Annotated in this window: 12 protein-coding genes; 7 read left to right on the forward strand and 5 right to left on the reverse strand. The window is 38.8% G+C overall.

Annotated elements, in window-relative coordinates; genetic code table 11:
- The first annotated feature begins 272 nt into the window (after nucleotides 1-272).
- Together K5Q58_RS01560 and K5Q58_RS01565 are read left to right on the forward strand one after the other, a co-directional pair.
- The gene (locus tag K5Q58_RS01560) at nucleotides 273-668 is read left to right on the forward strand and encodes a hypothetical protein (RefSeq protein ID WP_220751880.1); all 396 of its coding nucleotides are present in this window, start codon (nucleotides 273-275) and stop codon (nucleotides 666-668) included.
- Nucleotides 669-827: 159 nt separating this feature from the next.
- On the forward strand, nucleotides 828-1,244 hold the full coding sequence (locus tag K5Q58_RS01565; protein WP_220751882.1) for a hypothetical protein: 417 nt from the start codon (nucleotides 828-830) through the stop codon (nucleotides 1,242-1,244).
- Nucleotides 1,245-1,339: 95 nt separating this feature from the next.
- Here the strand turns inward: K5Q58_RS01565 and K5Q58_RS01570 are convergent, their stop codons facing one another.
- On the reverse strand, nucleotides 1,340-2,110 hold the full coding sequence (locus K5Q58_RS01570) for an outer membrane protein OmpK (protein WP_220751884.1): 771 nt from the start codon (nucleotides 2,108-2,110) through the stop codon (nucleotides 1,340-1,342).
- Between the two features lie 362 nt (nucleotides 2,111-2,472).
- Here K5Q58_RS01570 and K5Q58_RS01575 point away from each other — a divergent pair, with 362 nt between their 5' ends.
- Together K5Q58_RS01575 and K5Q58_RS01580 are read left to right on the forward strand one after the other, a co-directional pair.
- Nucleotides 2,473-3,363 carry a hypothetical protein gene (locus tag K5Q58_RS01575; protein ID WP_220751886.1) on the forward strand — a complete coding sequence of 297 codons (891 nt, stop codon included), beginning with the start codon at nucleotides 2,473-2,475 and terminating at the stop codon, nucleotides 3,361-3,363.
- A 352-nt stretch (nucleotides 3,364-3,715) separates the two neighbouring features.
- Nucleotides 3,716-4,303 (forward strand): NapC/NirT family cytochrome c, encoded by a 588-nt coding sequence (locus K5Q58_RS01580; protein WP_220751888.1) that lies wholly within the window; start codon nucleotides 3,716-3,718, stop codon nucleotides 4,301-4,303.
- Between the two features lie 204 nt (nucleotides 4,304-4,507).
- Here the strand turns inward: K5Q58_RS01580 and K5Q58_RS01585 are convergent, their stop codons facing one another.
- The 3 genes from K5Q58_RS01585 to K5Q58_RS01595 form a co-directional block, all read right to left on the reverse strand.
- Nucleotides 4,508-4,858, reverse strand: a complete 351-nt coding sequence (locus K5Q58_RS01585; RefSeq protein WP_220751890.1) for a HopJ type III effector protein — start codon at nucleotides 4,856-4,858, stop codon at nucleotides 4,508-4,510.
- A gap of 98 nt (nucleotides 4,859-4,956) precedes the next feature.
- Nucleotides 4,957-5,619 (reverse strand): cupin domain-containing protein, encoded by a 663-nt coding sequence (locus K5Q58_RS01590; RefSeq protein ID WP_259651196.1) that lies wholly within the window; start codon nucleotides 5,617-5,619, stop codon nucleotides 4,957-4,959.
- 214 nt (nucleotides 5,620-5,833) lie between these two features.
- Entirely contained in the window at nucleotides 5,834-6,823 is a 990-nt protein-coding gene (locus K5Q58_RS01595) for a cytochrome-c peroxidase (RefSeq protein ID WP_220751892.1), read from the reverse strand.
- 455 nt (nucleotides 6,824-7,278) lie between these two features.
- Here K5Q58_RS01595 and K5Q58_RS01600 point away from each other — a divergent pair, with 455 nt between their 5' ends.
- The 3 genes from K5Q58_RS01600 to rpiA all read left to right on the forward strand — a co-directional run bounded on the left by K5Q58_RS01600 (nucleotide 7,279) and on the right by rpiA (nucleotide 10,238).
- Nucleotides 7,279-8,649: a hypothetical protein gene (locus K5Q58_RS01600; RefSeq protein ID WP_220751894.1), complete on the forward strand. Its 1,371-nt coding sequence runs from the start codon at nucleotides 7,279-7,281 to the stop codon at nucleotides 8,647-8,649.
- A gap of 9 nt (nucleotides 8,650-8,658) precedes the next feature.
- Nucleotides 8,659-9,483, forward strand: a complete 825-nt coding sequence (locus K5Q58_RS01605) for a mechanosensitive ion channel family protein (RefSeq protein WP_220751896.1) — start codon at nucleotides 8,659-8,661, stop codon at nucleotides 9,481-9,483.
- Nucleotides 9,484-9,575: 92 nt separating this feature from the next.
- Nucleotides 9,576-10,238, forward strand: a complete 663-nt coding sequence (gene rpiA / locus K5Q58_RS01610) for a ribose-5-phosphate isomerase RpiA (protein ID WP_220751898.1) — start codon at nucleotides 9,576-9,578, stop codon at nucleotides 10,236-10,238.
- 109 nt (nucleotides 10,239-10,347) lie between these two features.
- Here the strand turns inward: rpiA and K5Q58_RS01615 are convergent, their stop codons facing one another.
- Nucleotides 10,348-12,213 carry a methyl-accepting chemotaxis protein gene (locus K5Q58_RS01615; RefSeq protein WP_220751899.1) on the reverse strand — a complete coding sequence of 622 codons (1,866 nt, stop codon included), beginning with the start codon at nucleotides 12,211-12,213 and terminating at the stop codon, nucleotides 10,348-10,350.
- Nucleotides 12,214-12,225 lie beyond the last annotated feature (12 nt).

Here is a 12,225-nt window from a genome sequence, read left to right on the forward strand (position 1 = left end):
CCCTTTTAGTCTGGTGTGGGCGAAGCGCCACGACGTTGACCTTAATCCAAACAGAGTTTGGAAACGAAATAGCTATCCATAACAGATGCTCACTTTCCTAATATCGATATTTGTTTAGCAATAATTTTGTTCAAACAAGGTTCATAAAGTAGCCTTATTAATGTGCACGTAATAATGAAAATGTTATTACTATAGAAATTTCATTAATCAAATAATCACCTAGATAGAGCGTTAAATACTTATAAAATTGAGAAAAACATGGAGAGTTTAAAATGGAAGGTTCTGATATTTCAGTAGAAATTGAGAGTGAAATAAAGAGAAGGAAAGTATATTCACGATTTGATTATATCCTAAATAATATACTTGTTTTTATTACAGTTATAGCAAGTTCTTTTGCTGGATTCTCACAGGTTTTCGAATATAAAAACTCAGCAGTAATAGCTGCGATTGCATCAATTCCGGCTTTTATACTTTTATTACAAAAAACATTTAAATGGGAACAGCGATCTGAATGGCACTGGGATTATCGGAGAAGACTCATTTCAATTCATAGAGAGATGCGAGATCAAGGATTATCACCTTCTGATGCAAGTAAAAAGATAAATAAACTTGAAGAGCAGCTAGCAGGTAGTTTTCCGAGTTTGAACAGACCTGCTAGTAAGGAATAAACATATTAAAATGAATAACCTAAATCATTGAACCATCAATCGTTAATTTTCTGTTAAAGCTAGACAGCTTGAAGATTATCCAATAGGATTTAAATGTGACTTAGATCACACTTTATTGGGCATTAATCAGTTCAAAGAAAATCGATGATAGGAGTTTTTATGAAGCATTTCTCTAATAGTCAGGGTGCTACTCGTCATGGAGAGAAAAGTCAGGTTGCAACTAATGACCTTTCTATGAATAACCTTTCTATCAATAAAAAAGTCTTGATGAACTTATCTTTTGCTACATGTGTTTTAGTTGCTTCGATTTTCTTAGCATCAAGCGCTTCTGCAGCGGTTATCGAATGTAATGATTGCTCTGCTGAGCAGCGAGATTCTTCTATCGCTCAACTAGAGACTGGCTCTGTTTTTGTGGTGGATTTTGTTAATAAAACCGTTGATAAGTATATGATTAATGATGATGGTACTACTGAGGTATTGGATCCGACTCGAGCTGATGTGAGTAAACTTAATCAGCAATTTTCCCATCGTAAAACCTATTTACGCGATCCAAAATATATAAGCGATAAGCGCTAGACTGAATATCGTTTATGCCGCACTTGGCTCGTATTTGTGCATAAACGATATCCATATTTCAACTCAATATACTTTTGTCATTAAAACAGACCTGATTAAAAGTGATATTTCACCAGTAAGTTAGTCACGCTTTGATCGGTATTAAAGCCTGAGCTGCTTTTAATGCCGTATTTATTCTTCCAGTAGTCATACTCAATACCCACGTATAACGCGCTTTCTCGCATGCCGACTTGTTTACCCAAATCATATTTAAGCTGTGGGTTAAAATGGAAGTTTTTCTCGTAACTGCCGTCTGAATCTATTACCCAATCAATAAATCCATCAAACACAATAGTAGATTCGCCAACAGGCCAGCTCATTTTCCACACTGGAGTAATTTGCCATGTATCGCCATCACGGCCATCAGGTAAACGCTTATACATATTTAATTGGAAAAAATCGAAACCTGGAATCGCTAAATCAACGCCTGCGCCAATTAAGAATGATTCAACATCGCCTTCACCAAACTCCACGGTAGTCGCAATTAATACGTCTTTTACAAAACCCATTTCTACAGGTTTATCTAACATTTTACTAAAGCTAAAACGTGGGGCGAATTCACCGTAATAGGTTGTCTCACCATTTAAAAAGTCTTCTTCACCATTATATTTAGTAAAGTCCACAAACATGAACAAGTCACCGATATTCCAGCCGCTGGCATGTTCATAAGTGATTGTTTGTTGTGTTTGAGGATTAACTTTAAAGTTATCGCCATAAAGATAAGACAGGCTATTGTCTTGCCAATGCAGTATCTCATTAGAAGTCGTGTCATTTGCTGCAACAAAAGGAGCCTGACAAAGCAGTATCAGGGCGAGCAAGCGTTTCATATTAAGTCCTTGTAAATATAATATTTTGCAATATCGAATAGTTATGTTTATCAAAGGTAAAACATCGCGTAACCGACATTATTCTCTTAACAAAACAATGCTAACTATTATGACAGTTTGTTTACAGTTAATTAAGCGTTAGATGTCCGCGTAAAGCGAAATGTTATTTTCCGTTTTAACCCCTTTCTGCTGATTTTAAATTCAATAAATAAGCCAAATGCATAAGTTATAAACAATTAAATGTAAATCCAAATTCACATTTAATTATTTTTATAATACCATTGCCAAAATTTCTACTCAAAAAATAAGTTACTTAACGTTAATCAGTGACGATTAAGCATATAAAGGGAGTTTAATAAAAGATGAAAAGTATCGTTATATTAATAACTTGCATAGCAGTTACTTCAAGCTTTTTTCCGCAACAGGATTTATACGCTGCGCCTTATCACTCTGCGTTAGCAAAAGATAAAGTGGTAGAGTTCGCGCCAGGCATTATTTCAACTAAAGCCAATTTTGAAATTAATACAGTGTTCAACAAGGCCGGTGATAATGTCATTTTTGCAAGATGTAAAGATGATTTTAGCCACTGCACTATGATGCAGTCATCGTTTGTATCAGGTGAATGGCAGCAACCAACTGCACTTGCAATATCAGGTGAATACTTAGATGCAGACCCTTATTACAGTGCTGATTACTCACAGCTATACTTTGTGTCTAAAAGGCCATTAGAGGGTGAGCAAGAGGAAGCAAAAGAAGTCAATATATGGCGCTCAACGTGGAAAAATGATCAATGGCAGCAACCTGAGTATCTTGATATTAATTCAGATGCCGCCGATCTATATCCATCACTGACAGACAAAGGCGAGCTCTACTTCCCTTCATTTAGAGACAATGGCAGACATATGTTTGTTGCCCAACCCAAAGGCAATGGATTTGCGACACCAGAACCTTTATCAAGTCATATTTATGGAGTGAACGGTAATATTGGCGACTCAGCAGTATCTCGAGACGGAAACACCATTGTTTTTAGTATCAAAGATCGCGAGGACAGCCGAGGTAAAGGCGATTTATACATCTCAAATCGTGTTAACGGTAAATGGACTATAGCGAATAGTTTAGGCGATAAAGTAAATACAGCAGATCATGAGTTTACGCCGATTATCTCCCCTAACGGCGAATATTTGTTCTTTACTCGAATTGAAAATGGCAGAGGTAATTTATATCAAATTAAGTTATCTGCATTAGACATTTAAGCAATAATAATCAGCAAGGGCGCTGCCCTTGCTGTATTCAAATAGCTGTTCCCTTTTATTTTTCCCTTTGCCTTCACTTCCACCTCAAAGTGATCTATTTGGCCTGAATAACACTATTGTAATTAAGCGGTTTATTAAAAGAGTGCTCAAGCCGACTCAAGCATCTACTGAAGTTAAATAATGCTAAAAGCTCATGCTTACACTTATCATTATTTAAGCAATGATTTAAATACCTCTTATACTCATTACATTAATACGTTTTTTCAGCGCAACAACAGGCTAACTATTTAACTCATCAACCTAACAGAAAGATTTAAAAAGCCACTCCATTAACCTAGATTACGGACAAACAATGGAAAAATTAAAAGCATTATTAAATACAGTTTGGCAAGTAATCAAAAAGCCCAGTGTGCATTACAGCTTAGGTTTTTTGGTCATTGGTGGTTTTATTGCGGGGATCGTATTTTGGGGGGCATTTAATACCGCTCTTGAAATGTCGAGTACCGAAGAGTTTTGCAGTAGTTGTCATCAAAATGTTTATGAAGAAATGAAGCCCACGATTCATTACACCAATCGTAGCGGCGTGCGAGCCACTTGTCATGACTGCCATGTTCCCCATAAATGGACCGATAAAATTGCCCGTAAAATGCAAGCGTCTAAAGAGATTTGGGCACACCTTGTCGGCTCGATTAATACGCCAGAGAAGTTTGAAGCTAAACGACGTGAGCTTGCCGAACATGAGTGGCGCCGTTTAAAAGCAAATAATTCATTAGAATGCAGAAATTGTCATGAATTTGATTATATGGATTTCACCCGACAATCTGAGCGGGCAGCAAAAATGCATTCAACCTACTTAGAAAGTGGTGAGCAGACCTGTATTGATTGTCATAAAGGGATTGCGCATCATCTGCCTGACATGGCTGGAGTTGAAGGCTTTTAAATAGGTTGAGCAGTCATAAAATGACTTATATAAAATGACTGGTATAAATAACTGGCATTATCTTGCGTTACTTTAACGTTAATCTATTAAGGCTTTAACTTTCAAAGCCTTAAATAGTTAAAGCCTTAAATAGTCAAAGCCTAATTGAGTCAACATAATTAGTTTTTCAACTAACAAGCTTTTCAGTAATTAGCTTTTCTATGATTAGCTTTTCAAAAGCAGCGGCGTTCCAGTAAAACGAATACCAGCCCATCCATGTTGCATAAACTGGCGAATATTCTGATGGTCCGCACCTTGAGGCGTGGCTAACACATCTTGGTAGTATTGGCCGAAAAGCTTAAGCGTTTGCGATTCCGACAATTGATGTCGCATTGCAAATGAAAACACTTTGCAAGATCCTAAGTTTTGTTCTGCACTGTTTTGCTGCTGGCCATTACTAAATGCAGTCGGAGTAAACTCATAATACATGTCGATGATCGCCATTGTATCTTCAAAACGGCGCTCGCCTTGGCGATCAATACCGCTAATAAAACGGACTAACTCTGCTTGATGCATTAACGCTTCCTTATAAAGTTGGTTAACTTCATTGTATTCGTCATTGAATTAACTGCAGCTTAAAAGGAGGCAATAACAAGGTCAATTGAAACATTTTCTTATTCATCAGTGTTTAAATGACCAACTTTAACTAGGATAACGGTGTCTTGCTCAACATACGGATTATGCTGGCTTAAATGCGGGCTTCTAATCCAACTTCCAGCTGGATACCGTCCATGCTCATCGATAAATTCACCGCTAATCACGTATACTTCTTCTCCGCCAAAATGACGGTGGGACTGAAATTGACACCCCGCAGGCCAAAAGACTAAAGCGGTAGATTCAGTTAAATGTTGATGCAACCGCATGACCTGTAATTCGCCTTGGCCAGGTAACCAATCTGTATTACGGGTATCAACTCTGACTTGCTCTTTATCACTTGGTAAAAATTGATGTAACTTTACTAATAACTCACAGCCTTGCTCGCTAAAAGGGGCATGACTAAAACCTTCAGGATTACGAATATACGTGCCAGCAGGATAGTCACCTGTTTCATCTGAAAATATCCCTGACAATACAAAGATTTCTTCACCTAATGGGTGTGGGTGAGATTTGAAATTTGCGCCAGCATCATACTTAACCACACTGGTAGCATGACCGCGCTCGGCTTCCTCGCGAGCCAAACGTTTACGCCATACGCCTTTAGCTGGGCTTTTATCCCAATTCAGCTCATGAGTATTTACCACCACCCTTTGAGTGAAATCCATATTGATAGTATCCATTGCACCACGACTCTTCGTTATTGCTTAATGGCAACATCATAGGCTGAAACACCGCTAAAACCTAGTGGGCACAAAACCGTACACTAGGTACTTTTTGGTACTATTTAGTGATTCATAAGATAAAAAATAAAAAGCCTGTTCAATAAGTTGAACAGGCTTTGCTAGGGGAAGTACAACAATCATCAATTAAGCGATGAAACTAATTGAAAATACCTTACTTGAACGGCACTGGGCGTGGCGTATTTTCATTTGAAGGCGGTAAAATCGGTAACATGATTTGCGGCTGGTCACCGGTTAAGCTCTTTAAGAAATCAACCATTTGCTTGGTTTCTTTTTCGCTCATTTCCTGACCTAATTGGATATCAGCCATGGTGTTAACCGCTTCTTCAAGTGTCCAAACACTACCGTCGTGGAAGTATGGATAGGTCAGCTCAATATTACGTAGTGTTGGTACTTTAAAGACGAACTTATCCGCTTCTTTACCTGTTACGCCTTTACGGCCAACGGCTGGGTTATCGGTATGGAATGGTTTAACTAAGCCCATTTTCATGTACATAGTACCACCAACAGCAGGACCGTTATGACAAGCTACACAGCCTTTATCTTTAAATAATTGATAACCCGCTTGAACGTCGGCTGTAATGGCTTTCTTATCGCCTTCTAAATACTTATCAAATGGGCTGTTTGGTGTTACTAACGTTTTTTCAAATACCGCAATGGCGTCTGTAATTCTGTCGATATTAACTTCTTCAGAACCATAAATTGCTTTAAAACGTTCAACATAGCCAGGCATTGAAGCAATAGTACCAACAGCGAGTTCATGGGTATAACCCATTTCTTTAGGGTTATCGATAGGACCCGCAGCTTGCTCTTTTAAAGTTGCCGCTCGACCATCCCAAAACTGCGCCAACATGTAATCAGCATTTAATACTGTAGGCGAGTTAATTGGGCCTTCTTGCCACTCATGACCGATAGACGTTGGCAATGCATCCACACCACCTAACGATAAGTTATGGCAAGAGTTACAAGAAATAAAACCAGACATAGATAAACGTGGTTCAAAGAACAACATTTTACCCAATTCTACTTTTTCAGGTTCGGTGATAACAGCAGGTTTAATCACCTCAATTGGCTCACTTGCTTGAGCTGTAGAAATTGAACAAATTGAAGCAATAATAAAAGCAACAGAGGTTAGCTTGAACATAACGAATAACCTTTTAAAGTTTGTGGTTTAATTGCAGCTATCTTATCCTCGCTTTTTTAAGAGATAAAATGACAAAATCCGATTGACTCCATCGCAGATTTGGATGATAAAAACGAGACTTAAATCACTGTTATTTTTAGCAAATAAGATAGGTTAACCACATAACAGATTAGCCATCAGCTCCACATCAAAAATACCGATTACAACCAGAATAGATCACACTATTTTGTATCAAAAAATCGTCTTTTCCAGTTACACTCTTCCCTGTAAATGTCCAGTTCCTATCTATACAAGCAGAAGTTATTTGTGTTGTGTACACTCGAATTGAAAAAAGCGATTAATTTAACCACAATTAACTATGTGAATAACTATGCTAGAGTTAAGTGATACCAATGGAATAATGAGCTTTTTGAAGACATTAGTCGTCAGGAGGCCGACAGGAAGGCTGCCACTAAATGGATGTTCAATTTCCTCTCGTTGCTAAAGCATGGCAAACGATCAAAAGCTTACTATCAGGGCAAGCTCCTATAAGCTCAGATAGTGATAGTATTGAAGGAAAACTATCACTCAAAGAAATCACTCAACTTTATCCTCGTAATAAACCAATCGCATCAGAAGTAGAAAAAAGTCTGCTTTATAATCCAATAAGACCCGATCGCCAGTTTCGAACAGACTCGACTTTCATATCCAGTACTGAGCCAACTGCAGAACTAAGCTCAGAATTAAGCTCAGAATTAAGCGCAGACATAGGCTCAGATCAACACCTTCAAAAATTATCAGAGCAAACGAACCAGAATTTGGTTACAAGATCATTGGCATATGACAGTCTTTTTATTGGCCGAGATATTCAACGACAAAAAGTCATTGATGCGATAACGCGCTGGCAAAACAACAAAGGTGAGTTAACCGCAGTCATAGGCCCATTTGGATCTGGTGTGAGCTCATTTCTGAATCAATTTCATTACCAGTACCATTTAACAGAGCCTGTCACTTATTTAAGCTTCTATCATGCAGCACTATCCACTAAAGAGGCCATCGCAAACCTGTGCTATTGCTTCAACATAACCGATGAACCTAAATCGATCACTGCGGCTATTTCACTGATTAACCAGCAAGACTCACATATCATTATTATTGATGATCTTCACAAACTGATGTTGAGAATGATGGGAAATTACCAAGCCTTAGTGACGTTCGCCACTGTGATTATGGAAACGAGGCAACAGCATTGCTGGATATTAGGTTGCGAAACTTATGTATGGCATCGTTTATCGTCGCAATACTCCATCACTAACTTTGTCAAAACGATCATCAGATTAGACTATTTTTCTTTGCTAGAGCTTAGGGATGTAATTCAATGTAAAACCACTAATATTGGCCTGATATTAACCCACGATGGCAATGAAGATGCTGAAAAAACAGCATTTGAACAACTCACTAAGCAGCTACATCAAGTCAGTGGCGGTCATAGTAAATTGGCCTGTGTGTTACTGTTTAATGCGTTAACTGAAGACCCAAACCACCCGTTAAGCATTGAACCTATTTGCACGCCCGATACCACCACACTTAAACAATGTTCAGATGAAGACTTATTTAGTTTAGCGGAGCTATACGTCCATGGCGGTTTGCGTATATTCCAGCACGCCGAGATATTTGCCACCAGTGTTGAACAAAGCTCTTTAAAACTTGAGTACCTATCACGGCAAGGATTGCTGAAGGCACATTATTCGAAACAAGATTTTGCCCAGCATAATTATGTTATCACCCCCACGTTAACTCGACTTATTGCGACCCATTTAGTCAACCACAACAAGCTTTATTTGTAGGAGCGCAACATGGAAGACTCTCGTAAAGCCTTACAAGCCATATTGGATATCATCTCATTTGATAAACTATTTGCCTTTGCCTTGGTGTGTTTTTTCGCTTGGATAATCATGGTTATTGTACAATTTGCTCTGAAGCAGTTAACCATAAAGCTGCCTAAGTACCGATTACTCTGGAGCCGGTTATACCCTTTTGTACGCCTGTTTGTATGGGCGACAGTGATAATTTACACCATCACTGAGATCATAAACCCCCACGAAAATCTGGTTTTAGCCGTTATTGGTTCAATCGGTATTGTATTGGGTTTAGCTACCCAAGAGCCCGCCAAAAATATGATTGCTGGCCTAATCATTATGATTACCCCCCCTTATCGAGTGGGCGACATGGTGACGCTGTCTGGTCACTACGGTGAAGTAATTCAACTTGACTGGAGTGTCACTTGGCTGCGGACTTTTGATGATAATACTGTAATGATACCTAACGCTGAGGCGCTTAAAACTGCGGTGTCGAATGCTAACAGTGGTGCATTAGATGAAATGGTGGTGGTGACATTCAATCTCCCCATTAAAGCAGATCACTTAAAAGCAATACAGCTCGCAAAAGAGGCAACTCAATGCTCACCTTATACTTTTTTAGATAAACCCATTACTGTCAATATTGCTACCGATTACCAGTATGGCGAACATCTTATTCAGTTAACGATTAAGGCCTATGTGATGGATATCAGGCTAGAACGAAAGTTTGCCAGCGATATTAATTTTCGAGTTTTAAATGCCTTTAAACAGGCAGAACTTTATTCTATGTCAACTTCTGAGACCGCTGAGGCAATTAATTAAATTACTGCCATATCTTGAACAGCACGGCATTTGCTATACTCTTGCCAAATTTAATACTTACCATTGCAAATTTGCCACCTTAGGATGTTGATATGACCCAAGATGAAATGAAAAAAGCTGCCGGCTGGGCTGCGCTTAAATACGTTGAAGAAAACAGTATTGTTGGTGTTGGCACGGGTTCAACGGTAAATCACTTTATTGATGCATTAGCAACGATGAAGCATGACATTCAAGGGGCAGTTTCAAGCTCTGAAGCGTCAACAGAAAAACTGAAGCAATTAGGTATTGAAGTGTTCGACATGAACAGTGTTGCAGACTTATCTGTGTATGTTGATGGCGCTGACGAAATCAACGCTCACATGGATATGATTAAAGGTGGCGGCGCGGCATTAACTCGCGAAAAAATTGTTGCTGCAGTAGCAAAGAAATTTGTTTGTATCGTTGATAATACCAAGCAAGTTGACGTATTAGGCGAGTTCCCACTTCCAATTGAAGTGATCCCTATGGCACGTTCTTATGTTGCCCGAGAACTGGTTAAACTTGGCGGTGATCCTGTTTACCGTGAAGGTGTAGTAACAGATAACGGCAACGTTATTCTAGATATGTACAACTACAAAATTCTTGACCCTAAAGCACTTGAAACTCAGCTAAACGCTATTGTAGGTGTGGTGACTAACGGCTTGTTCGCAAACCGTGGCGCTGACGTATTGCTTGTTGGTTCACCAGATGGTGTTAAAACCGTTTTGCCAGAATAAGTCGTCTGAAAGCAACAGTTTAAACAAATACGTTTATTAAACAAATACGTTTATTAAACAAAAAGCCCAATCATTGATTGGGCTTTTTTATTGGCTTTAATAAGCGGAATTAACCCACTTTAAATAAGCTCACAGCTTCGTGTAATGTCTCAGCTCTCTGTCTTACATCTTGGGTAGCTGCTGAGTTCTCTTCGGTGGCATTGGCTGTCTCATCAGCAATATCTCGAATAATCACGACATTCTTATTCACTTCGGCCGCGACCATACTTTGCTCTTCAATGGCTGTTGCGATTTGAGTGCTCATATCAGAAATAGTTTGCACATCTTGAGTAATAGATTGCAATAAATTCCCTGCCCCTGCAGCCTGATCGACACTGTCACTACCTTGTTGCTGACTCGCTTCCATTAATTGCACTATTGAGTGGGTTCTAGATTGCAATGTAGTAATAATTTTGGATATTTCCTCAGTTGACTCTTGAGTGCGCATAGCAAGGCTTCTCACTTCATCGGCCACAACCGCAAAACCACGCCCTTGTTCGCCTGCTCTGGCAGCTTCAATGGCGGCATTTAATGCCAGTAGATTAGTTTGCTCGGCAATGCCTCTAATAACATCTAACACACTACCTATGGTTTCACTATCACGTTCTAAATCTCCAACCACTTCAGATGAATCACTTAATTGGCTAGCTAAGGTTTGAATTTTCTCAATGGTTTGCTCAACGCTGACTAAGCCTTGCTGAGCATGATCGTTGGTTTCGTTAGCTTTCAGCGCGGCTTGCTCAGTATTACTGGCAATCTCTTCAATTGTCGCGCCCATCTCAGTAATGGCAGTTGCGACCATGTCGGTTTCACTCAGCTGTCTTGACACCCCTTCTGAGGCCACAACTGCATTTTGGGTTAACTCTTCGCAAGAGATATTCATCGCATCGACAGATTCATTAACTTGCTCAATCAAGGTCTGAAAGCTAACCACCATGGCATTAAAATGTTTAGCTATTCTAGCGAGTTCATCATTTCTAGTTTCGTCACATCTAAGGGTCAGATCTTTGTTTTTTTCGACTTCAGAAATCACTTTATTAATATCATTAATTGGCACCACAATACTGCGTAATATCATGTAAGCGAAAACACATAAAATGAAGGTGATTAAAATAAATATACTGGCACCTAAGATGAGGGCGTTATTCTCAGCGGCACTGATTTCTTGATGGGTTTGTTGCTGTAAGGTGGTTAAATCTATATCAGTTTTTTTAATGGCTTCTCTTAATTTGAGCATATCACCATCGTAAGCAGTTAAACCGAATTCTTTTTCTTTGTTTGTCAGTAAATCAAAGCTTTTTTGATAAGAATCCACTAAAGAATTTAATTGTTTTTTAATTTGATAATCGAGCGTTGAGGCACTCAATTGAGATTTAAATAAGTCGATATTTTTATCAAATCTATCTAAATAACTTTGGGTGCGGCGCAACATAAAGTCTTTCTCGTTTCGGCGCAGTTGTAGCATAGTTACCGATAGTAAGTTTTGATTTTGCTGCTTAAGGATAGATTCAACGTTATGTACCGATTGACGTAAATCACCATACAAACCTGTTTTGGGTGTTAAGCCTATTTCTGTTTGCAGCGTAACTAATTCACTAAACAGCCCTTTATAGATCCGTAAACTTTGACTAAAACTGGTCAAACTTTGATTAGGCAATCCACGTTCAATAAGCACTTCATCGAGCACCTGAATAATCGTATTTATTTCAGCAAAAGTACTGTCATGCTGCTGCGTGTATTTTGTATCTAAGCGCGCAAAAAAATCTTTTTCAATCACTCTAAGTTGTAATACTTCACGCTCAATTTCAGTTACATGATTAGCCGCGCTGGCTAATTTTGACTTCACGTCACTGGTATATAACTGCAAACCAAACATGGCAGTAAAAGCCACCAGAGACACGGCTACACTAAGTATTAATTTGGTACGAATTAACATATAAATCCCTAA

This window comes from Shewanella sp. KT0246, assembly GCF_019654955.1.
Classification (GTDB): Bacteria; Pseudomonadota; Gammaproteobacteria; order Enterobacterales; family Shewanellaceae; genus Shewanella; species Shewanella goraebulensis.

Bases quoted from the DNA above. Each gene is read 5' to 3' on its own strand.
- K5Q58_RS01570 (WP_220751884.1), bottom strand. From the start codon at position 2,110: ATGAAACGCTTGCTCGCCCTGATACTGCTTTGTCAGGCTCCTTTTGTT.
- K5Q58_RS01590 (WP_259651196.1), bottom strand. From the start codon at position 5,619: ATGGATACTATCAATATGGATTTCACTCAAAGGGTGGTGGTAAATACT.
- K5Q58_RS01585 (WP_220751890.1), bottom strand. From the start codon at position 4,858: ATGCATCAAGCAGAGTTAGTCCGTTTTATTAGCGGTATTGATCGCCAA.
- K5Q58_RS01600 (WP_220751894.1), top strand. From the start codon at position 7,279: ATGGATGTTCAATTTCCTCTCGTTGCTAAAGCATGGCAAACGATCAAA.
- rpiA (WP_220751898.1), top strand. From the start codon at position 9,576: ATGACCCAAGATGAAATGAAAAAAGCTGCCGGCTGGGCTGCGCTTAAA.
- K5Q58_RS01605 (WP_220751896.1), top strand. From the start codon at position 8,659: ATGGAAGACTCTCGTAAAGCCTTACAAGCCATATTGGATATCATCTCA.
- K5Q58_RS01595 (WP_220751892.1), bottom strand. From the start codon at position 6,823: ATGTTCAAGCTAACCTCTGTTGCTTTTATTATTGCTTCAATTTGTTCA.
- K5Q58_RS01560 (WP_220751880.1), top strand. From the start codon at position 273: ATGGAAGGTTCTGATATTTCAGTAGAAATTGAGAGTGAAATAAAGAGA.
- K5Q58_RS01580 (WP_220751888.1), top strand. From the start codon at position 3,716: ATGGAAAAATTAAAAGCATTATTAAATACAGTTTGGCAAGTAATCAAA.
- K5Q58_RS01615 (WP_220751899.1), bottom strand. From the start codon at position 12,213: ATGTTAATTCGTACCAAATTAATACTTAGTGTAGCCGTGTCTCTGGTG.
- K5Q58_RS01565 (WP_220751882.1), top strand. From the start codon at position 828: ATGAAGCATTTCTCTAATAGTCAGGGTGCTACTCGTCATGGAGAGAAA.
- K5Q58_RS01575 (WP_220751886.1), top strand. From the start codon at position 2,473: ATGAAAAGTATCGTTATATTAATAACTTGCATAGCAGTTACTTCAAGC.